This is a genomic window from Treponema sp. R6D11, assembly GCF_054786075.1.
In genome coordinates, this window is the sequence record NZ_BDHD01000002.1 from 33,725 (window position 1) to 55,940 (window position 22,216).

Annotated in this window: 20 protein-coding genes; all 20 read left to right on the forward strand. The window is 42.7% G+C overall.

Translation table 11 applies throughout. The features are described from left to right. Window positions 1–99 precede the first annotated feature (99 nt). The 20 genes from ACYVTD_RS00650 to ACYVTD_RS00745 all read left to right on the forward strand — a co-directional run bounded on the left by ACYVTD_RS00650 (window position 100) and on the right by ACYVTD_RS00745 (window position 22,207). Complete coding sequence (locus ACYVTD_RS00650) at window positions 100–2,094, forward strand: adenylate/guanylate cyclase domain-containing protein (protein WP_461245846.1); 1,995 nt, start codon at window positions 100–102, stop codon at window positions 2,092–2,094. 2 nt (window positions 2,095–2,096) lie between these two features. Then, window positions 2,097–3,833, forward strand: coding sequence for a FecR domain-containing protein (locus tag ACYVTD_RS00655; protein WP_461245847.1), 1,737 nt, complete (start codon window positions 2,097–2,099; stop codon window positions 3,831–3,833). Then, on the forward strand, window positions 3,830–4,864 hold the full coding sequence (locus ACYVTD_RS00660; protein ID WP_461245848.1) for a hypothetical protein: 1,035 nt from the start codon (window positions 3,830–3,832) through the stop codon (window positions 4,862–4,864). The genes ACYVTD_RS00655 and ACYVTD_RS00660 overlap by 4 nt, the downstream gene beginning before the upstream one ends. Before the next feature lie 14 nt (window positions 4,865–4,878). After that, entirely contained in the window at window positions 4,879–7,404 is a 2,526-nt protein-coding gene (locus tag ACYVTD_RS00665) for a formylglycine-generating enzyme family protein (protein WP_461245849.1), read from the forward strand. Window positions 7,405–7,594: 190 nt separating this feature from the next. Then, window positions 7,595–7,804, forward strand: a complete 210-nt coding sequence (locus ACYVTD_RS00670; protein WP_461245850.1) for a hypothetical protein — start codon at window positions 7,595–7,597, stop codon at window positions 7,802–7,804. After that, a complete protein-coding gene (locus ACYVTD_RS00675; protein WP_461245851.1) occupies window positions 7,801–8,133 on the forward strand; it encodes a PIN domain-containing protein in 333 nt (110 codons plus the stop codon). Before ACYVTD_RS00670 ends, ACYVTD_RS00675 begins: the two co-directional genes overlap by 4 nt. Before the next feature lie 415 nt (window positions 8,134–8,548). Further along, the gene (locus ACYVTD_RS00680; protein WP_461245852.1) at window positions 8,549–9,346 is read left to right on the forward strand and encodes a formylglycine-generating enzyme family protein; all 798 of its coding nucleotides are present in this window, start codon (window positions 8,549–8,551) and stop codon (window positions 9,344–9,346) included. A gap of 165 nt (window positions 9,347–9,511) precedes the next feature. Next, window positions 9,512–10,081, forward strand: a complete 570-nt coding sequence (locus tag ACYVTD_RS00685; protein WP_461245853.1) for a flagellar biosynthetic protein FliO — start codon at window positions 9,512–9,514, stop codon at window positions 10,079–10,081. Beyond that, a complete protein-coding gene (fliP, locus tag ACYVTD_RS00690; RefSeq protein WP_461245881.1) occupies window positions 10,081–10,914 on the forward strand; it encodes a flagellar type III secretion system pore protein FliP in 834 nt (277 codons plus the stop codon). The genes ACYVTD_RS00685 and fliP overlap by 1 nt, the downstream gene beginning before the upstream one ends. 10 nt (window positions 10,915–10,924) lie before the next feature. Continuing rightward, on the forward strand, window positions 10,925–11,194 hold the full coding sequence (fliQ, locus tag ACYVTD_RS00695) for a flagellar biosynthesis protein FliQ (RefSeq protein ID WP_461245854.1): 270 nt from the start codon (window positions 10,925–10,927) through the stop codon (window positions 11,192–11,194). A 3-nt stretch (window positions 11,195–11,197) separates the two neighbouring features. Continuing rightward, window positions 11,198–12,073, forward strand: a complete 876-nt coding sequence (locus ACYVTD_RS00700) for a flagellar biosynthetic protein FliR (protein WP_461245855.1) — start codon at window positions 11,198–11,200, stop codon at window positions 12,071–12,073. Next, window positions 12,070–13,272 (forward strand): flagellar biosynthesis protein FlhB, encoded by a 1,203-nt coding sequence (flhB, locus tag ACYVTD_RS00705; RefSeq protein WP_461245856.1) that lies wholly within the window; start codon window positions 12,070–12,072, stop codon window positions 13,270–13,272. Before ACYVTD_RS00700 ends, flhB begins: the two co-directional genes overlap by 4 nt. A 27-nt stretch (window positions 13,273–13,299) precedes the next feature. Beyond that, on the forward strand, window positions 13,300–15,429 hold the full coding sequence (gene flhA, locus ACYVTD_RS00710) for a flagellar biosynthesis protein FlhA (RefSeq protein WP_461245857.1): 2,130 nt from the start codon (window positions 13,300–13,302) through the stop codon (window positions 15,427–15,429). Between the two features lies 1 nt (window position 15,430). Next, window positions 15,431–16,714 carry a flagellar biosynthesis protein FlhF gene (locus ACYVTD_RS00715; RefSeq protein ID WP_461245858.1) on the forward strand — a complete coding sequence of 428 codons (1,284 nt, stop codon included), beginning with the start codon at window positions 15,431–15,433 and terminating at the stop codon, window positions 16,712–16,714. Between the two features lies 1 nt (window position 16,715). Then, the gene (locus ACYVTD_RS00720; RefSeq protein WP_461245859.1) at window positions 16,716–17,639 is read left to right on the forward strand and encodes a MinD/ParA family protein; all 924 of its coding nucleotides are present in this window, start codon (window positions 16,716–16,718) and stop codon (window positions 17,637–17,639) included. 18 nt (window positions 17,640–17,657) lie between these two features. Further along, window positions 17,658–18,500: a hypothetical protein gene (locus ACYVTD_RS00725; protein WP_461245860.1), complete on the forward strand. Its 843-nt coding sequence runs from the start codon at window positions 17,658–17,660 to the stop codon at window positions 18,498–18,500. 17 nt (window positions 18,501–18,517) lie between these two features. Next, window positions 18,518–19,294 (forward strand): RNA polymerase sigma factor WhiG, encoded by a 777-nt coding sequence (whiG, locus tag ACYVTD_RS00730; RefSeq protein ID WP_461245861.1) that lies wholly within the window; start codon window positions 18,518–18,520, stop codon window positions 19,292–19,294. Beyond that, entirely contained in the window at window positions 19,291–21,252 is a 1,962-nt protein-coding gene (locus tag ACYVTD_RS00735; protein WP_461245862.1) for a FapA family protein, read from the forward strand. The genes whiG and ACYVTD_RS00735 overlap by 4 nt, the downstream gene beginning before the upstream one ends. Further along, a complete protein-coding gene (locus ACYVTD_RS00740) occupies window positions 21,233–21,568 on the forward strand; it encodes a hypothetical protein (protein WP_461245863.1) in 336 nt (111 codons plus the stop codon). Before ACYVTD_RS00735 ends, ACYVTD_RS00740 begins: the two co-directional genes overlap by 20 nt. A 63-nt stretch (window positions 21,569–21,631) precedes the next feature. Continuing rightward, window positions 21,632–22,207 (forward strand): hypothetical protein, encoded by a 576-nt coding sequence (locus tag ACYVTD_RS00745; protein WP_461245864.1) that lies wholly within the window; start codon window positions 21,632–21,634, stop codon window positions 22,205–22,207. Window positions 22,208–22,216 lie beyond the last annotated feature (9 nt).

The following is a 22,216-nucleotide window of genomic DNA, read 5'->3' on the forward strand; positions in this document are numbered from 1 at the left end:
AAAACCTACAAAAACCTTAAAATTATAATATAATTATAATGTTTTTCAATATTATAGAAGAAAAGGAATTTTTATTCAAAAAAAGGCGGATTTTTTTGTATGAGTGACAGCGGTAAATTTATAGAAAGACGCAGCGGTCCAAGGGTACGTTTTTCCATCGGGGCAAAACTGATAACCATTATCTCAATAATCGTATTGGTCTCCCTTGGTTCAATAACCGCGTTGGTGTCATGGTTGGTGCGGGAAGACCTTACAATAACCGCGGAAGAAAACAACTTCGAGGTGAACCGCCGAGCGGCTGCCGAAACTGAACAGACTCTGGAAAAAATGCGTCTGTTGTCATTGTCATTTTCCCGTACGGCGGCTTTTGCCAGACGTGCGGACGTAATACAGGGAGAAGCCGATTATTTCTTTTCGCAGAATCCGCAGATTGCGGCTCTTTTTTATACTTCAAACTATCCCGCCGCATGGACAAACAGAGTATTTGTCAACGAGCGGTTTTTCCTTTCGCATGGGGGAGAGGGGAAGATTGATGCAAAGCTTGCGAACGATTTACGCGTCAACAGCGTAAAAACGCAGGAAAACGCCGCGTTGGGACAGACGGTTCTTATAAACGCCTCGCCACTGTTTGATATGCAAGGTTCAACGTATCTTGCGGCGATGTTTTTCCCCATACAGGTAGGAAGCTGTTGCGTTTTGTTCTCAACCGAAAACCTTAATGAAAGTTTTGGCATGGGCGTTAACGCTTCTTTCCTTATAAACGCGGACGGCGATATTATCGCTGATGCCGACTTGGAAAGAGTAAAAACTCAAGTTAATCTGTCTGAACAAGAAATTATCAGACAGATATTTAACAGCCCCGACCGCAACAAACAGATGTTAGTTGCACTTGACGTTCAGCCAACGCAGAAAGATAAGGCTTCTTCTTTATTCTCCCTCCTGTGGGAAAAAATAAGAAAAAACAATACGCAAAATAAAAGTAAAAAAGTACGCCACTATCTTGCCTATACTCGGCTGAATACGGCGGGAAGCGTTGTAATCACCACAATTGAATACGATAAAGTCTTTGAAGGCATAAATGCGACCACTCGGCGTAACCTATATCTTACCGCCGCGATCTTGTTTCTTTCTATAATGTGCGTCTGGTTTTTTGCAAAAAGTATTTCTGTTCCGCTTAAAACGCTTGCTGCCGCGGCGAGAAGCATCGAAGGCGGTATTTTTGACGTGGAACTGCATCCGGTAAGTCGCGATGAAATAGGCTTATTAACTTCCAGCTTTGGGAAAATGTGCGCCGCATTAAATATTTTCGGCAAGTTTACAAACCGCGACATTGCCGTTCAAGCCATGCGGGGTCAGATTAAACCGGGCGGATTGTCCAAGCACGCCACGATCTTTTTTTCGGATATACGCGGCTTTACCGAAAAATCGGAAAACTTTGTAAAGGCGTTTGGCGAAGAAGCTTCCGACCGCATCGTTTTTTGGCTTAATGAATATTTAACCGGAATGGTTGAATGTGTTGCAAAAACCAACGGCACTATTGATAAATTTATCGGCGACGCTGTAATGGCGCATTGGGGAACAGCCAGCACTGCGGGAAGCCCGCAGGAAGACGCGTTAAACTGCGTTAAGGCGGCGTTGATGATGAGGGTAGTTTTGTATAAATTGGATCTGGATCGAAAAAAAGAAAACATTGGAAACCCGCCTATTAAGATTGGTTGCGGCATCAATTCAGGCATTGTTACCGCAGGGCAGATTGGCTCTGACATTCGCATGGAATACACTGTAATAGGCGATCCTGTAAATCTTGCATCACGTGTTGAAGCTCTTAACAAACCTCTTGGTACGGACATTCTGATTACCGAAGATACATGGAACTTGGTAAAAGATCATATCATTGTGGAAGAAATGCCGTCTGTAACCGTAAAGGGAAAAGAAAAACCGGTGCGGCTTTTTGCCGTTGTAAATCATGTTTCCGTTAAGTCAGGTCCAAAAACTTTGGCGGAAGTACGAAAACTGTTAGGCATTAAACCGCCGGACGTTTCAAAGGCTGATGTCAACGCCGAAGAACTTAAATACCACATTGGCGGCAAATAAAAATGAGCGTCAAAAAGAAGTCAAACGGCAAATTCCGGCTTGTGGATTTTCTTGTTATTCTGTTTTGTCTTTCGGGAGCGGTCTATAGCGTTAATTTGTTTTGGAATGATCTGTTTCAAACCATCAGCGATAAAAATAAAACTCCCATAGGGAATGTTCATATAAAAAGAAATATAGTTCAACGCCGTATGTCGGACAGAGTAATATGGGACAGATTGATTAAAGAATCGTCCGTATATTCCAATGACGTAATCCGAGTGGGAGATAATTCCGAAGCCGATCTTCGTGTTGGCGGCAATAACATTTCTATGAGCGAAAATACGCTTTTACGCCTGAAGTACGACAAAGAAACAAAACAATTTCAAATTGAACTTTCATCGGGCAGCATTGGGCTTGTTACCGATACCAAAGGAAGTGAAGTCGCTTTAAACATTATGGGACGGCAGGTAAAAGCCAAACCGGGAACCGCCCTTAACGCCGCCGCCACAGATAACGGCATGGCTCTGCAAGTCAGCGAAGGGCAGGCGGTAATAGCGGAAGAAAATCAAACCCGCGAACTTGACGCGGGGACGGCTATTGCGATGGATTCAGGCGGCTCAATCAACTACTCTCCCTCGGTATTTGTCATTCAACCCAAGCCTAACGCACTTTACCGCAAAAGTACAAGCGGAGCGCTTAATATCTCTTTTTCATGGAACAGGATCAATCTTCAGCCGAATGAAACATTGCGACTTGAAATATCGGAAGATCAATCTTTTAGACGTTCCGTCCGTACCCTTAACGGGCTTAACGATTCGGCAAATACGGCTCTGAACGCCGGTCTTTGGAACTGGCGGCTGACTTACAACGGCGCTGTTTTGGATTCGGGGCGCTTTACCATAACGGAAGATAAAGGCATTGAGTTGTTAAGCCCCGCGAGAAACAGGCAGTTTTTTTATGAAACTGATCCGCCAAAATTGTATTTCCAGTGGTCGCAGGTTGACGATGTTTTGCATTACATTTTGGAAGTGGACGTTACTCCCGAATTTAGAAACCCCGTTATAAGAAAACAGACAACCGCCGCCTCTTTTTCCGATTCAAGCCTTGAGGAAGGAATATGGTACTGGCGTGTAACGCCCGTCTTTTCTCAAACCGTCGAAAACTCTGACGGGGTTACAGCCCCGCATCCGTCCGCTTTTCGTATAGTTAAAAGCAAAGAACCGCAAGATCAGTCTTTAGTTTTTGCCGGAGACCCCGCGTCATCGTTTGCGGCGTTTCCAATGCCCGTACCGGAAACAAAGATAGTGTATGTAACGGAAATAGTGTATTTGCCCGCTCCTGCGTCTGAATCCGCATCCGCATCTGCGTCTGAGCCTGTATCCGCTTCACGTCTGCCCGCACCGCAGGGTCGTCAACCTGCCGAAGGATACCGCATCGGTATAAATGAAGTAAAAAATGTAAACATCAATTTTAAATGGTCGGCAGTGCCGGGGGCTAACGCCTACCTGTTAACGATTTATCAGGAGACCTCAAAAGGACGGCAACAGGTTACGCAACTAGGACCTGATAATCGCACTTCATGGACAGTAGAAATAAAAACGCTGGGACGCGGTAATTTTATTTGGAGAGTGGAAGCTGTAAATGTGGGGAAGGACAATATCATTGAACGTCGCGGCGATCCTGCGGAAAGCCGTTTTGCTATAGACATTCCCACGGCGGGACCCGTAAAGATAATTAACGGGCTAGAGGTTAAGCCATGACAAACAGAATTTTACTTTTTGTTATTTTAACGGCGTTGTTTTTATTTAACCAACCTCTGTGGGCGCAATCAAATTCAAAAACTCCTGCACAGCAACCGCAACAAAGCGGCGGCGAAAGCGGACACTATGTTATTGAACAGCATTATGTGCAGAAACTTGAGTGGGTAGGAGACAACTATACCCTAAAATATGAAGTTGTTATAGAAAAAAACGAAAACGGCAAGTACAAAGAGCACATAAAGGAATTTACCGAAAAGCCAAGTTTTCAGGTTTCCCTTCCTTTGGGAAAATACCGTTACCGCATAATCCCCTATGATTACCTTGAACAACCCGGCGTAGCGTCTAACTGGGTAAACATCGAAATAAAACCTCTCCCAATCGTTCCGGTTGAAGTAGAAAAAAAAGATGACGGAAGTTACGTCATTCATCCTTACGAAAAAGAACAGATAGTGCCGGGCGTTAACGAGATAGTTATTAACGATTCAAATGATATTAAAATATCAGGTGGAGACGAATCCAATAAACTTGTTAATTTGTATTTAAATGCCGCATGGTTGCCGTTAATCCCCATCTATGGAAGAATGCAGGAAATTTTTGGAAGTGAATTTTATCCCATAGGCGCGGCTGTCCGTTTTGGCGTTCTTTTTAAGAAACCGCAATGGTTCAGCCCGGGCATTGAACTTTCAACATCATGGTACTCGCTTAACAACTCCTATGAGGGCGATAAAATCGGCGTACAAACAGGAGTAACAGGCTTTAATATTGTCGCGCAAAAAAAACTTAACAATAAGATGGCGGTTGCTCTAAAGGCGGGATTCGCCTTTGCCTTTCAAGTAGGCGAAATAAACATCGAAGATTATTCGTACACAACGGGAGTATTGATACCCCAAATAAATGCTGAGGCGTCATTCCTTTGGTTTGTTTGGAAACTGATGTATTTAGAAGCAGGCGTTGGGTTTAATCATTTAATAGATAAAAATAGCGATTCAGGCTGTCTGCGTCCGTGGCTTGGCATAGGCTGGCAATTTTAGACATGGAGGAAAAGATGCGTAAAAAAACTACACTCAAAAACGCCGCAGTTATCTTTGCCGCATTATTTTTAGCGATAGCGAGCTGCGATAATGATTCTTTTTTTGTACGGGTAGAGTTTATTGAAGGCGTACCGGAAAGCGGTACTGTAGGAACGCCTCTTGCCCTTAACGCGGCAATAAGACCCGTCTTTGCCAGCAACACCGACATTGTTTGGAGCGTCGTAGACGGCGGAACTACAGGAGCGAGTATAAGCGGAAATATTTTAACTGCCACGGCAAGAGGGACTGTTACAATAAGAGCGACAATAGTCAACGGCGTAGCAGAAGGAAAAGCATATACTGAAGATTTTGAAATTATTATAGGCAACAATGCCATAGGCGGCGGCGTTGCCCTTACAATAACCCCTCCCGTTAAAAATGGTACGCCGAGCAATGCCGAAAGCGGCGACGGTAATTTTACTGTCGGAGCGGTTTCGTGGCTGCCTAATGATAACCCGTTCGAGAGCGATACCGCATATACGGCAACTGTTACGCTAACGGCGAGTGAAGGCTATTCTTTCCCGAGCGAAATTACAGCGACTGTCAACGATAAAGATGCAATTGTAATTGAAAACACCGGAGCAAGCATTAAAGTTTCGTACACATTCGCAAAAACTCTTGCAAAGGATATTACTGGATTAACGATTATAACACAGCCGAAACTGACATATACAGAAGGAGATACGCTTGATCTTTCCGCTCTTGAGGTAACACTTACCTTTGACTCGGGTCAGCCGGAAAACGTTGCGTACAGTAATTTTAACACTTATGGTATAACCGCAATCCCCGCTAATGGAACGACGCTTGCTTTAACGCATGGCGGAACTCCTGTCGTTGTGAATGTAAGCACATATTCAAAAAACACAAATAATTTGACAGTCAATAAAAGGAGCGCTTCCGACATTACCTTCCCCACGGCTGCGGCAATAACCTACGGCGCAGCGCTTTCGACATCAACCCTAAGCGGTGGCACTGCAGGACGCGGTACTTTCGCGTGGCAAAACGGCACAACTATTCCCACAGTAACCAACAGCGGGTATTCCGTAGAGTTTACCCCGAATGATATGGCTACCGATTATACGGACGTAGAAGGTTGGAGCAGCGCCTCTAACACAGTTATACGGACTGTTTCTATTACTGTAAACAAAGCCGCAGGTTCTGCGGTAAGCAAGCCCGCTGTAAGCAGTTCTACAACCACCAGTATTACTGTAAGTGCGGCAACTTTGACAAATAATGCGACAGGACAAAGCATAGAATACGCCATAAGCACATCGAGTAGCGGAACAGAATTATCCTATCAGGACAATACGACATTTAGCGGATTAACTTCCGGCACAACATACTATGTCTACGCTCGCTCAAAGTCCAGTACCAATTACAACGCCGGTACGCCCAACGTCAGCGATGGAATAACAACCTTCATTGCAGTTACCTTAAACAGCGTAACCGCGAATGGCTCATCTACGCAAACTACAACGCAGTTGACGCTGACCTTTAGCGCGGCGATAACTGGTCTTGCCGCTAGCGACATCACAATTACCGGAGTAACAGTAACCAAAGGAACACTCAGCAATTCGGGGTCAGTGTACACACTACCAATCAGCGAATTTAATGCAGGTGGAACTTTGACTGTATCGGTGTCAAAATCGGGCTATACTATTAGCGGTTCGCCAAAAGAAGTAACAATTTATGTATTTATGGAAATGGTAACTATAACAGGTGGAACATTTACTATGGGCAGTCCTACAAACGAACCGAGCCGCAATACCGATGAAACGCAACATTCGGTAACATTAAGCGGATTTAAAATGGGCAAGTATGAGGTAACGCAGGAACAGTATCAGGCAGTGATGGGGAGTAATCCGAGTAATTTTACGTCAGCCGTAGCAGGGGAAAGTAATACTCCTGGCAAATTGCCTGTTGAAAAAGTAAGTTGGTATGACGCTTTGGTATTCTGCAACAAATTGAGCGTTATGGAAGGATTAAACCCCGTATACAGCATTAACGGCATTACCGATCCATCTTTTTGGATAACAAATAACGGAGGAACCATACCCGCCAGTGATAACGCGACATGGAATGCGGTGGTTATGGACAAGAGCAAAAACGGGTATAGATTACCGACAGAAGCGGAATGGGAATACGCATGCCGGGCGGGGACAACAACAGCTTACAACACAGGAGACACTATTAGCGAAAATACAGGGTGGTATAATAATAACAGCAGTAGTAAGACGCATCAGGTTGGATTGAAACCAGAAAATACGTTTGGATTGTATGATATGCATGGGAATGTGTTGGAATGGTGTTGGGACTGGTATGAAGACTACTCAAGCGGTACACAGACGGATCCGACCGGCGTGGCTACTGGCACTTACAAGGTGAAACGTGGCGGTAGTTATTACAACGCTAGTAATGTCCTGCGTTCGGCGTGTCGGTACGTCGATGTTTCGTACAGTCAGGGTTTATACTCAGGTATCCGGGTGGTGCGTTCCAATTAGAGGAGAGGGAAGGGAGGAAGTAGGTAGTGGATAGTAAATAGTGGATAGTGAAAGCGAAATGCTAAATACTATCCGCTATTTACTAACCACTATTTAATGAGCATACATCTTGCTCCAGACTGCATAAAAGGTGTTAAGTAGTAAAAATAGTATACTTGACAAAAGCGACGAACATTACTATATTTAAAACATGACAACTGCCGCCATATTATTAAAAGAAATTGAAACCATGCCGGAAACCGCCGCCGCTGAGGTGCTTGATTTTGCCATGTTTATAAAGGGCAGACATATTCTGGCACAACCGCACAGCGAAATAGCGATAAAAGACGCTTATGGTATTTTCAAGGAACTAAAAGGAATGGATACTACCATTGAAAGAGATGAAGAAGACAGGATATGAATATTGTCGATTCTTCTTTGTGGGTTGAATATTTCTTAGAAAATGATATTGATCAATCTATCATTGATACAATTAAAGATACCGACAATTTGTATATTCCTGTTATTAGTCTTTACGAGGTATATAAAAAATTTTTATCTATAGGCGATAGTGAAAAAGCGAATATTGCGGTTGCTATTATGCAAAATGTCGATATTATTGGCATAAGTCCGCTTTGGGTGCATGACATAGTCTGGTTACTTGACCATTCACGGCGGTCAGGTTGTCAAGTTTTCTTATTACTGAAAAAGTTATCCCATGTTTTACAAACAAAAACATTTGTGGTATAATAATACCAATGATGGTTTTATTCCGTATCAGAGAAAAAATGACAGTTAAATCCATATCCAAAACCATAAGGCGTTTATACATCTTAACCGCGTTTTTTTTAGCAATAGCAGGCTGTGACTCAAATTCTTTTTTTATACAGGTAGCCCATATTGAAGGCGTGCCGGAAACAGGCACTGTAGGGACACGCCTCTTACTCTTACCGCGACAGTAAGACCCGCTTTTGCGAGTAATCAAACTATCATTTGGTCTGTCAAAAACGCCGGAACTACCGACGCAACAATAAGCGGAAATATTTTAAATGCTGCGGCAGTCGGAACTGTTACAATAAGAGCTATAATAACAAACGGCATAGCGGAAGGAAAGGACTATACCCAAGATTTTAAGATTGTATTTAAAGATTATATAGGCGTAGCAATGGTTTCGATACCCGGCGGAACATTTACAATGGGCAGTCCTGTAAACGAACCGAATCGATATAACGATGAAACGCAACATCAAGTAACATTGAGCGGATTTAAAATGAGTAAGTATCAGGTAACGCAGGAGCAATATCAAGCGGTAATGGGAAACGCAGAGGATAGAACTATTATAGATTATGGTAAAGGGGATAATTATCCCATTTATTATGTAAACTGGTATGATGCAATAGTATTCTGCAACAAATTAAGCATAAAGGAAGGATTAAACCCCGTATACAGTATTAATGGTAGTACAAATCCGTCTAACTGGGGAAACATACCCACTAACAGTAATGAGACATGGAACGCGGCGGCAATGGACAAGAACAAAAGCGGGTATCGTTTACCGACAGAAGCGGAATGGGAGTACGCATGCCGGGCAGGAACAATAACGCCGTTTAATACAGGAGACAACATAACTACAGATCAGTCTAATTATAACGGCAACTTTCCGTATAATGGTAATGTAACAGGAATCAACAGAGGGCAGACAACGCCCGTAGAAAATTTTGCACCTAACGCTTATGGACTGTATGATATGCATGGGAATTTAAATGAATGGTGCTGGGACTGGTATAAAGCTGATATAACAGAAGATAACGCTAATCCGACCGGCGTGGCTAACGGTACTAGCCGAGTAGAACGCGGCGGGTACTGGGGCGATGCCGGTCAATACTTGCGTTCTGCGTATCGTGGTAAAAATGCCCCGAATACCAGGAGCTATATGATCGGATTCCGGCTTGTCCGCCCATAGTAAAAAGGGGGAAAAACACGCTATTTTCACTGTTTTTTTAATATTTTTGATAAATTTTCCTGTTTTTGCTTGCCACTTATTTAAAAAAAGTGTACAATTAACGAGAATCAGTTTAATCTGGGAGGGTAAGAACTGAAAACGTCTAAATTTGCCTTGCTGTTGGCAGTGGGGCTATTCGTCCAAGTACCTATTTTTTCTCAGGAAGCAGAGCAGGAGACGGAGCAAGTCGCGCCTTCTGTTACGGAAGATCCTTACAGAATTGCAGAGCAAAATATGACATTTGGAGACGCGCCCGCGCAAACTCGGCGAGATTCAGGCGCGTCAATCTGGGTTGTATTCAGAATGATACTCGTTCTAGCTCTTGCAGCGGCGGCAATTTATGGAATTGTTCTTTTTATTAAGCGTTCTTCAAAACAAACCGCCGCAAACGACCCCTTTTTAAAAGTTTTAGCAAGCTCTCATCTTGGTTTTAACCGTTATGTGCATATCGCATCTGTAGGCTCCAAAGCTTGGCTTCTTGGCGCAAGCGAAGGCGGTGTGAATCTTATCAGCGAAATTGAAGATAAAGAAATTATAGACGCAATGCTCCTTGAAGATTCAAAAAAAAGCGTAGAGACTCAAAATAGATTTCCTGACTTTTTATCGATTCTTCGCCGTCTTGGAACTCCTGCTCAAAATCGTCCTTCCGGCATCGATGAAATTCGTAAACGCCGCGAAAGGCTAAAGGAGATGTGATGCGCGTAACAAAAACTTATTATAAATTAGCGACGCTTATTTTATTCGTGGTTTTGTTTGTTATTTTACCCGCTTCAGCTAACGCGCAACAGCAATTTCCTGACAGAGCGGTACAGGGGACAACAAATTTAATCGCTCCTCCGGGACCTCCGGCGATTCCTTTTATAGACTTAACGATACGAAACCCTCAAGGCGGACAGGAAGTAGCGTTTTCGTTACAGTTACTGCTTTTGTTAACAGTTCTTTCTCTTGCTCCCAGTATCATTATTCTTATGACAAGTTTCTTGCGCGTTTCCATAGTTTTGGATTTTATAAAACGAGCACTTTCATTACAGCAGGTTCCTCCCAACCAGGTAATTTTAGGCATATCGCTTTTTCTTACAGTGCTTATAATGTGGCCTACATTTAGCGCAATTTATACTAATTCCGTTAAGCCTCTTTCCGCGGGTACGCTTTCTGTAGAAAATGCGTACAGGGAAGCGGAAGCTCCTTTAAGAGTTTTTATGTACAGGCAAATGAGCAGCCGCCCGGAAAATATAAGGCTCTTTATGGCAATGCGCGGTCTTGACCGTCCAAATACGTTAGCTGACGTTCCTACTTATGTTTTAATTCCGGCGTTTATTCTTAACGAGCTTACTGTCGCTTTTAAAATAGGAATACTGCTTTTTATTCCGTTCATTGTAATAGATTTTGTTGTTGCAAGCGCGCTTATGTCCATGGGTATGATCATGCTTCCTCCCGTTATGATCTCCATGCCATTTAAGTTAGTTCTTTTTATCCTCGTAGATGGGTGGGGATTGTTAACGGATCAACTTGTCCGTTCATTTGTTTAAGGAGTAAGGAATGAGTGTCGGCGACGTGGTAACAGTGTTACGCGAAGGAATATTAGAGACAGTAATTCTTGCGGCTCCTATTTTGCTGTCCGCGTTGGCGATTGGTTTGGTTGTCGCGATACTTCAGGCGGCAACGTCAATTCAGGAACAGACGCTTACGTTTGTTCCTAAGTTGTTTGTTATTCTTGGAGTGCTTGCGTTGTTAGGCGGTTTTATGTTTACGTCCCTTGGTCAATACACAACGCAATTATTTATGCGAATTCCGGAGATGGCGAGGTAATAAGTGATAGAAAACGCGGTCTTACAGAATATTCTCTCTTTTGGACCTGTCTTTCTGCTGATAGCGGTAAGAGCGTTTGCTATGATTCAAACCGCGCCTATTCTTTCGTCCGAAGCTGTTCCTCAAACAGCAAAAATCGCGCTTGCGGGGTTAGCCGCTTTTGCCGTCCTTCCCACGGCGGAAATTTATATGGCGGCTAATTCACCTAACGGCATTGTTACTCTGCCAGGCGGCACTTTAAGCGACTTGCGTTACGAGACATTCAGCCTTCGCTTTTTAATGCTTCTTATCGGAGAGGGAATAATCGGCATTATTATGGGTTTTTATTTAACTGTAATTTTTGCCGCTTTTGCCACGGCGGGACAATTCTTTTCTTTGCAAATGGGATTTGGAGCTTCAGAAACTTTTGACCCTGTAGCGCAGGTTGAAAACCCTCTTATGGGGCAATATTTTAACTTGGTGTCTATGCTTATCTTTGTAATGATTGGCGGCTTTCATCAACTTTTTCTTGGCGGCTTTTGGCGTTCTGTGCAATCGCTCAACATTATGTACTTGATTGACGGAAGAGAAAATGTTGTAAAGATGTTTGCGTCAGGTCTTTCTCGCCTGTTTTTGGACGCGATTGTAATTTCGCTTCCCATTCTTGGCACTTTATTTTTAACATCGTTAACTACGGGGCTTATATCAAAAGCCGCTCCTCAGGTAAATATTCTTTCGGAAGGTTTTCCAATTTCAATTACCGCTGCCTTTCTGCTTATTTTCGCGTCGCTCCCGTTTATGATCGAAGCATTTACCCGTGTAATTGATTCCGGTTTTCAAAATATCGAAACCCTCTACATACAAATCGGGCGGCAGATTACCAATGGAGGCGGAATATGAAAGAATTTGGAATAGGAGTTAATGAGTTAAAATGCACATTTAATTTTCCACTACTCACTACTCACTATCCACTACCCATTATCGATCTGCAGTGGTTTGCCGACAGCAATGATGAAGACGCTCCAGGTAAAACAGAACAACCTACAGAGCATAAATTAAAAAGGTTAAGAGAAGAAGGGCAACTGGTAAAAAGTCAGGAGCTTGTAGGCGCTATCGGTTTATTGCTTCCTGCGCTGTTGCTGCTTTTTATGGCTCCTTCCATGCTAAAAACCTGCGTTGAAATGGTGCGATTCTTCTTTCTTCGCGCGGTAGAACTTGACCCGACAAAAGACGCGCTCATTGCCGGAAACTTTTTGATATTTTTCGCGCGGCTTGTTGTTCCAATTCTTATAGTTGCCGTTGTCTCGGCAATTTTTTCAAACATGGTTCAGACAGGCGGCTGGCTGTTTACAACAAAAACTATTACGCCCGACTTTACAAAAGTTATCCCGCGGTTTGGACAATATTTTAAGCGTATCTTTTCCATTGACGGACTTGTTAAACTTGGCATGTCCCTTGTTAAAATAGCTATCATCGGCATTGTCGCGTATTTATTCATAAAAGCTGATATTAATAAACTGCTTAATTTGCAAAAAGCTGATGTTTATCAGGGGCTTACGCTGGTAGGAACAATCGCTATAAGAATGATAATCGTTGTCGCCGTTTTAATGCTTGTTCTTTCTATAGCGGATTATTTTTTCCAACGATTCCGTTTCCGCGAAAGACACAAGATGACCCGTTACGAGATAAAAGAAGAAATGAAAATGTACGAAGCGGATCCGCAGATACAGCAAAGAATTCGCGCCCGCTTCCGCGAGATGCTAAGGCAGAATATCACTACCGCTGTTCCAAAAGCGGACGTTGTAATTACAAACCCGACTCACCTTGCTGTTGCTTTGCAGTACGACGAAAGTTACATGAGAGACGGTCCTATTGTTGTGGCGATGGGCGCTGATGAAATGGCGGCTAAAATCAGAGAAATCGCTAAGGAGAATGAAGTTCCGTTAGTGGAAAACAAGCCGCTTGCTTGGGCTTTGTACCGAGAGACCGATGTAGGCGACGTAGTGCCATCGGCGTACATTAATACGGTAGCTGTAATTTTTAGTAAGGTTTGGCGTCTTAACGAAGAACGGCGCAAAAAAATGAGGATGAGCGCATGAAAAAACTTAATTCTATGAGAGGTATAAATGGCTGATTCGGCATTAAGCGCAGGCAATACACGCGACGCATTGGGCTTTTTAAAGGATAGTTTTCCCGCAGTAGCTGTAATCACTATTGTGCTTGCTATTATCCTTCCGTTGCCCACTGTTATTCTTGACGCGCTTATGGCAATTAATTTGATTTTCTCCCTGATGATACTGCTTATCGTTATTTACACTCAAAAACCGACAGACTTTAACCTTTTCCCGACATTACTGCTTGTTTCTACAGTATTCAGTCTTGCGTTAAATGTTTCGTCTACACGCCTTATTCTTACTCAGGGAGCCAAGTTTAACGGGCAGATGATAAGGGCTTTTTCCAACTTTGTAGTCGGATCCGGCGGTCTTCAAGGCATTGTTATCGGGCTTATCATCTTTATCATAATTATTGCCGTGCAGGTAATTGTTATTACAAAGGGAGCTACCCGCGTATCCGAAGTTGCGGCGCGTTTTACTTTGGACAGTATGACAGTAAAAATGATGGCGGTAGACACCGAATACAGTTCCGGTTCAATCACGGAAGAAGAAGCGCAAGCAAGAAAAGCGCAGATTCAAAGAGAGTCTGATTATTACGGATCAATGGACGGAGCGAGTAAATTTATTTCAGGTAACGTAAAGGTGGGAATCTTTATTATAATTGTGGAAATGCTCGGCGGTTTTATTATTGGTTCGACTATGTACCAAGAACAAAATGTTGTAAGCACCTACATAGGACTTGCCGTAGGCGACGGACTTGTTACCCAGCTTCCCGCTCTTCTTATCTCCGTCGCTATGGGTATTGTTGTTACAAGAGCCGCCGCGACAGGCGTTTTCTCGGATCAAATAGTAGACCAACTTTTAAAACGCGATGCGCTTGTTTATTGGATATGCGCCGCCGTGCTTATAGTTCTCGCCTTGTTACCCGGTTTCCCGTGGCATGTGCTTGTTCCTATGGCGGGCTTGCTTGGATTCCATGCGTATAGGACAGGCGTTAATCAGAAAAAGGCTATAATATTTAACGAAAAAGCCGTAAAAGCCCGCGAGCAGAAAGATGAAAAAGCGGCTGACTTTCCTCCCGTTGTTCCGCTTGACGCCCTTTCGCTAGAGCTTGGTTATGGCTTAGTGCCGTTAGTTGAAAAGGAAAAAGGCGCGGAACTTTTGGAAAGGGTTATGGGCGTAAGAAGCCAATCCGCCTACGACCTTGGGCTTGTTATTCCCAAAGTGCGCATAATTGACAACTCAATGCTTGGACCTTCGGAATACTGCTTTAAGATTAAGGGAGTAGATTCAGGGCGAGGGAAAATACGTCTTGGAAATTATCTGTGTATAAATCCGGGAACAGTTACATCAGAGATAGAAGGCGAAAAAACAATAGACCCCGCATTTGGAATTCCTGCAATATGGATCGATCAAGAGAGGAGAGACGAAGCGGAGCGCGCCGGTTACACAGTTGTAGATCCTCCCTCAATAATCGCTACCCACTTAACGGAAATTATTCGCCGCCATGCTGCCGATATTCTTGGCTTGCAGGATACTCAAGTTATTCTTGATACTCTGCGCAAGGATTACCCAGCCGTTGTCGATGAGGCTCTTAGGGAAGGCAAGGGATTGCGCGTAACAGAAATTCAAAAAGTGCTTCACGGCTTATTGCGGGAAAGGGTATCTATCCGCAACCTTGTGTCAATTCTTGAAGCTGTTGCCGATTATGCGCCGATTTCCAAAAATATTTGGTTTCTTACGGAAAAAGCGCGGCAGGCTCTTGCAAGCCAGATATGCGATCAATATGCCGATGAAGATAAAAAACTGCGCGTTCTTACAATTGACCCCAATATTGAGCAGAAAATCATCGACGCAAAATACGAAACAGCGACAGGCATGGTTTGCGCCCTTGATCCTCAAACACAAAAACTCTGGATTTCCGCAGTCGCTAAAGCGGTCAAGGCGGTTAAAGAAAAGGGTTGGATGCCTGTAATTCTCTGTTCTGAACAGGCGCGTTTCCTTGTTAAAAATTCAACAGATAGAGAATTGCCTGATTTGGCGGTTCTTTCAGTCCCGGAAATTGTTACGGGAATTATTCCAGAAGCTGTAGGTATGATAAGGATAGAAAATACCGCAGAAGAAACTACAACGGAGCAGTAAGATGGAGAAGTATATCGAACAGGGCGACAGCCGAATGGATTGCGAATTAAAAATTGCCGCAAAGTATAACCGTCCTTTCCACATTTTAAGTCAAAAGGAAGTTAGATTCGGCGGATTTTTAGGAATGTTTTCAAAGCCCGGCGTTCAGGTTGAATTTTATTTTACTCCGCAAAGACAAAATAATTTGGCTACGCATGATTATAACACCACTCGCTCGTCAATTTCGCATAATGCATTGGGTATTTCGCCCGAAGAATTATTTGCCGAAAGAAATCTTGAGCAGGAAAAGCAAAAAGTTATAGCCGCCGCCAGAAAAAATATCGGCGAAATATCGGCAAGCGGCAGAGAAGCTTCTCAGCAGATTCTAGACGCGCTTAAAGAAATAAAAGAAAAAGTAGAAAGTTCCGGTAAAAAAGAAGATCATCCCTCTTTTGTCCGTACTGTGGAATTATTAAAAGCGAATGATTTTTCGGAAAAATATATTAACACAATGATTGAGAAACTGCGAAAAGAGCTGTCTCTTGAACAACTGGATAATTTTGATATTGTGCAGGAGCATCTTCTTGAATGGATAGGGGAGAGCATCAGTATTTACAAAGAAGAAGCCGTTATACGCAAACCAAGAATAATGGTTCTTGTAGGTCCTACGGGAGTGGGAAAAACAACCACTGTGTCAAAACTTGCGGCTATTTACGGAATAGGGACGGAAGAAATTCCCGCCGTTGACGTAAGATTAATAACAATTGACACTTTCCGTATTTGCGCCAAAGAACAGCTTGAACAAATCGGGGACATTATGCGCATTCCTGTTTCCTGCGCGTTGAATAAACAGGATATAAAAAAAGAAATCGCGCTTTGCGGTGAAGACATTGATTTAATTTTAATCGACACTATCGGCAATAGTCCCAAAGATTCATCAAAGATAGGCGAAATGAAAGATATTCTTGACGGCTGTCCAAAAAGCGCGGAATATCATCTGGTTATAAGCGCGGCGACTAAATCAAGCGATATAGAAGTTATTATGCGGCAGTTTGAACCTTTTAATTATAAATCAATCATACTTACAAAAATGGACGAAACCGACAGTTATGGAAATATAATTTCGGCTCTTGCCGAAAAAAGAAAAAGTATTTCTTTTATAACTAACGGACAAGGGGTTCCTGAGGATATAAGAAGAGCGTCAGTTGTACATTTTCTTATTAATCTTGAAGGTTTTAAAGTAAACCGGGATAAAATTGAAAAACGTTTCCCTTCAGGTGAAGCGGATCAATTTAAATGGAGATAGTATGGACGATCAAGCTGAAAAATTGCGGGAAATAATGAAGAGGAAAAAAGACGGAACAAGCCCGTCAAAAACATCTTCGTCTTCAAAGTCGGCGAGTGTAAAACCCGTTGATAAAGCCCGCGTTATTACCGTTACTTCAGGCAAGGGCGGCGTAGGAAAAACAAACCTTTCTGTCAACATGGCTCTTGCGTTCGCCAGGTTGGGGAAAAAGGTGGTTGTAATGGACGCCGACCTTGGGCTTGCCAATGTCAACGTTATGCTCAATATGATACCAAAGTACAACCTTTACCATGTAATTAAAAAGCAAAAAACAATCAGGGAAATTCTTGTAGAGACTGAATATGGGATTTCCATTGTCGCCGGCGCTTCCGGCTTCTCTCAAATTGCCAATATGGGCGAAGAAGACAGAAAAGTTTTTATATCGGAGCTTGATTCATTATCCAACGCTGACATAATCATCATAGACACAAGCGCGGGTGTTTCTAGCAATGTTTTAGATTTTATCGCCGCCGCCGATGACGCGGTAATTATTACCACTCCCGAACCGACCGCGATTACAGACGCTTACGGCATAATTAAAATTATCGCTACGGAATATGACTCCGTTAATATGGGATTAAAACTTGTAGTAAATCGCGCAAAGGGCGCGGCTCAGGCAAAAGGCGTCGCCGACAGAATGATCAATATTGCAGGTCAATTTTTAAACTTAAAATTGGACTATCTGGGATTTATTTACGATGATATATCGGTTTCTAATGCCGTTTTAAGGCAGAAACCATTTATGGTAGTAGATCCAAAATGCAAGGCAAGTATTTGTGTTCAACATATTGTGGAACGCATGGACAGGAACAAACCTGCGGAATCCGCAGGTTTTAGCGGAATGCTTAAAAGGCTTTTTAAGTCTCCGCAGGAAATGAATGATTAAAGGTAAAAGGGGCAAAAAGTGAATAATTTTAAATGGGGGTTTTCAGCCGCAATCTTCGCTTTGGTTGTTTCAGTCCTTCTTGGCTTGGTTTCAGGGGTAGGAGCGTTTCATATCTTTATAAGAGCAATTATTTTTGCCGTTGTTTTCTTTGGGCTTGGCTTTGGTCTGAATTTTGTTATAAATAGTTATTTTCCGGAGCTTTTATATATCAATGAAGAAACCTCTACTCCAGAAACCGATGAATCTGAAGGGCATATAAGTATAGCTATGGATAGCATGGGTGAATATGCAGTGCCGGAATTGTTTAATCAGGGCGATCCAAATGAATTGGGAAATATTGAGGACTTAATTTCCGGTATTTTCAAGCCCGGCGGCGCGGATACTAGCGTTTCCGAGGAAAGCAGTCAGCCTGCCTACCCAAATATCAACTTTTCAATGGCAGATGAGGGTATAGACCAAAATAGAGAAACGGGTTATAATGGGACAGAGGACTTTGGAGATGTTTCATTTGGCGAACCTGCGGAAGCAAAGCCGGGTAGTTTTGATGAAGCGGCTGTTTTTGACAGATCTGAGGCTGAAAAACCGCAGGTCTTTCAGCCTCAGTTTACTCCAAGTATTGGGGATGATTCAGGATTGGGAGGGTTGCCTGATTTAGATATGATGGCAATGGCATTTTCCAATTATTCGGGTCCCCCAACTGCGGCGGCGTCCTCAGTGCCTTCGGCGGGACCGACAAATCCTGTTGAGGAATCTGAGCCGGATCGCAGTCAATATAAGGGCAATAAGCCTCAAGCGTTGAAGGGTGATTTTAACCCGCAAACTTTGGCGGAAGGCATTAGAACAGTATTGAGTAAAGATTAAAAAGGAAAGGTTTGGGAATGCCGGAAGAAAAGACAGAAGAGGAACTCTGGCAGCAGTACCGAAAAACTCGGGATCCTGCGATACGAGAAGCTTTTATAAAACAATACGCCCCATTGGTAAAGTATGTTGCCGGAAAAGTAGCCGTTGGAATGCCCAACAATGTTGAATTTGACGACCTTGTAGGCTACGGTGTCTTTGGTCTTATTGACGCGATTGACAAATTTGATCCTGATAAAAATGTAAAGTTTAAAACTTACGCCGTTACGCGCATAAGAGGCGCAATTTTTGACGAATTGCGATTAATCGACTTTGTTCCGCGTTCCGTCAGACAAAAAACCCGCGAAATAGAAACAACAATTTCCTCACTTGAAGCTCACTTAGGCAGAACCGCCTCGGAGCAAGAAATAGCCGGCGCTATGGGCATAGACGAACAGGAATACATGAAAGTGATTCAAAAAATTTCAGGCACTTCAATAATTTCCTTAAATGATTTGTGGTATTCGGGCGACGATAACGACAAAGTATCTATCGGCGACAGTATAGAATCTCCTTCCAGTATGAATCCCGATGTTGTCGTGGTTAACGATGAGATTCGCAGAGTTATTGTCGAAGCGATAAATGAGCTTCCCGATAAAGAAAAGAAAATTCTTGTATTATATTATTACGAAGATTTAACATTAAAAGATATTGGGCGCGTTTTACAGGTAACAGAATCCAGAGTTTCACAGCTTCATTCCAAAGCGATTCTGCATTTAAGATCAAAATTAACAAATATCAGAAAAGGTATTGTATGATCGATTTTCTCCAGTTGCAGGAAATTGTAAAAGAGCATCTGGAAGTTGACAGAGCGATTCGATCTGTAGATGCGTCGGGTCCTACATTGGAAGCGGCTGTAAATGAAGCCGCAACCCTTCTTGATACGTCTATCCGCCGTCTTGAGTATGAAATCCTTGAAAGAGGTTCAGAAGGATTTATGGGCGCGGGAAAAAAAGATTGGGTAATACGCGCTTATGAACGAGCTCAAACCAAAAAGAAGAAACAAGAAAAAGAGGCTCTTACAGATGAAGACGCTGAAAGCGTTGAGGTTATTCAAGATAAAGACGGAGACGCTTTTGTACGATGTTGGCCTAACGGAGTCTATCTTAAGGTTACTGCTCCTGTCGGTAATGGTAAAAGAGTATATTCGGCTTACGCGGTACAAGAGCTTCATGCCAGAGGTATACAAGATTACGACAATTCTTTAGTTGAAAAACTTATAAGTGAAGCCGGCGGAATGTATGTAAAGGTGGCTGATTTTAATCATAATCCCGCAAATGATACTATGGCTAATATAGAAGTTGACGACGCGGAAATGAAAGTTCTTGCGACTATCATTCCTCCCAATGAAGGCGGTGCGGATTTAACGGTTGATGTATATAAGAGTCTTCTTGTGCAGAATAGGGTGTACCACGGCGTTAAAGAACAATACATTGAAGAACTGGTAGACAAACCTGTTTACAGGGAAAAGGTAGAAATAGCCGAAGGCTTAAAACCGGTTAACGGAAAAGACGCGTATATTCATTATTTCTTTGAGACGGATCAAACTCAAATAAAATTAAAAGAAGGAACTAACGGCAGGGTAAACTTTAAAGAACTTAATATTATTCAGAACGTTGTTCAAAATCAGCCGCTTGCTAAAAAAGTGCCTCCCGAAGACGGCGTAGACGGGAAAACAGTTACGGGAAAAATTCTTCCCGCAAAAGCCGGAAGCGATATTCCTCTGCCTGTCGGAACAAATGTGCATGTAAACGACGCTAATGACACTATTATTTCCGACATTAACGGACAAGTTATAGTAGCAAACGGCAAAATTAACGTAGAGCCGGTTTTAACGGTTGAAGGCGACGTTAACCTTAAAACAGGAAATATTATTTTCCTTGGAACAGTTATTATTACAGGTAATGTTGAAGATACTTTCTCTGTAAAAGCTGCCGGTAATATTGAAGTAAGAGGAACAGTATCCAAAGCGGAGCTTGACGCGGAAGGCGATATAATTATTTATCAGGGTATCAACGGAAAGAGCGGCGGGAAAATTCGCGCTGGGCGCTCTCTTTGGTCTCGCTTTATCGAAAATGCTAATGTAGAAGCAGGCAATATGGTTGTTGTTACAGACGGAATTATCAATTCAAATGTTGACGCGATAAAGAGCATTGTTTGTATGGGCAAACGCGCCAATATCATGGGCGGTCGTTTGCGCGCGGGAGAGGAAATAAACGCCAAAGTTTTGGGTAACTCAACAAGCGGGACTGAAACAATCTGCGAAGTTGGTTTTGATCCTCACAGTAAATTGGAATTGGAGCGTCTTATGGCGATTAAAGCGACATCGGAAGAAGAACTTGAATCAATGCGGTTGGATTTGCAGACATTAACCAATACAAAAAAACAGCGTAAAACATTGCCGGAGGATAAAGAGGCACACTTACAGGAATTAATAGAGCGCAAACAGGTGTTAACCGATGAATTGAAAGACACTAATGACAACATTCAAAAAGTCCAGGAATTTATGAATCAAATGCAAGTTCGCGGAAAAGTTTCCGCTTCTACTAAAGTCTGGCCCGGTGTAAAAATATGGATTCGTGATGTTAAAGAAGACGTAAGAACAGAATATCGCGCGGTAACCTTTATTCTGGAGAACGGGCTTGTAAGGGCGACTAAGTATGAGGAGCCCGACGAACTTGCAATGAAGGGACTTGATGGCTATAGCACCAATTGATCTACAAGCCATTTTTTCACAGGTTGACAAGGTTGGGAAAGCCCAAGCCGCTCAAAAAGAGGGGCAATCGCTTCATCAGGCAATTCAGGGCGTACAAATTGAACGAAAAACGGAAGAACATATTCAGCAGGTGAATGAAGCTCAGAATACGGGGGAAGGAATAGAGAAAATTAAAGATCGCGATAAGGAACATGGGCAAAGACAGAATTCAGGCGGTAAGCACGATGAAAGAAAAAAAGAAGAAAATGATGAAGAAACACAAGCTCATGTTTTGCGCGATCCATATTTGGGCAAGAAGATCGATATAAGCCTTTAATACGGAAAATTTATGAATATTTTTTTTATAGTATCAATTGTTTGTTTTGCTCTTTGTTTGATAATGTTTTTTTATTTAAAGTGGTATATTAAAACCAAAGCGCCTTCGGACGGACTTGGAGAAAACAGAACAGAAGTAGCAAAATTAATTGCCGAAATTAATTCGGTTACAGACAGAAATGTACAGCTTGTAGAAGACAGTATTTCAAGACTAAAAAAAATATTGGAAGATGCGGAAAAACGCATAGAAGAATATAAAAACGCCATAGAAATTAAACCTTCGCCCAATACTCTTTATACAAACTTAGGACATGGTGTTCGTTCAGCTTTAAAAGCTCCTCAAGAACAACCGCCTTCTCATCTTGCGCCGCAGTTGCAGACCGAGCACCCGTTAAAATCGCGTCAATTATCGTTGGAATTGCCAACAGGTGAACAAGATAAAGTTTCGGTTAAAACTGAAAGTAAAACGATTCAAGCTGCGCCTCCCCCTATTCAAAAATCGCCTTCAAAAAAACAGATTCGTAACGCTATTGATTCGCTTGTAAATGAAGGACTTTCCCCCGAAGAAATAGCATCGCGCCTTGAAATAAGCATGGCGCAGGTAAATTTGGCGTTAAATTTACGAAAATCAAAACGATAATGCTATTGA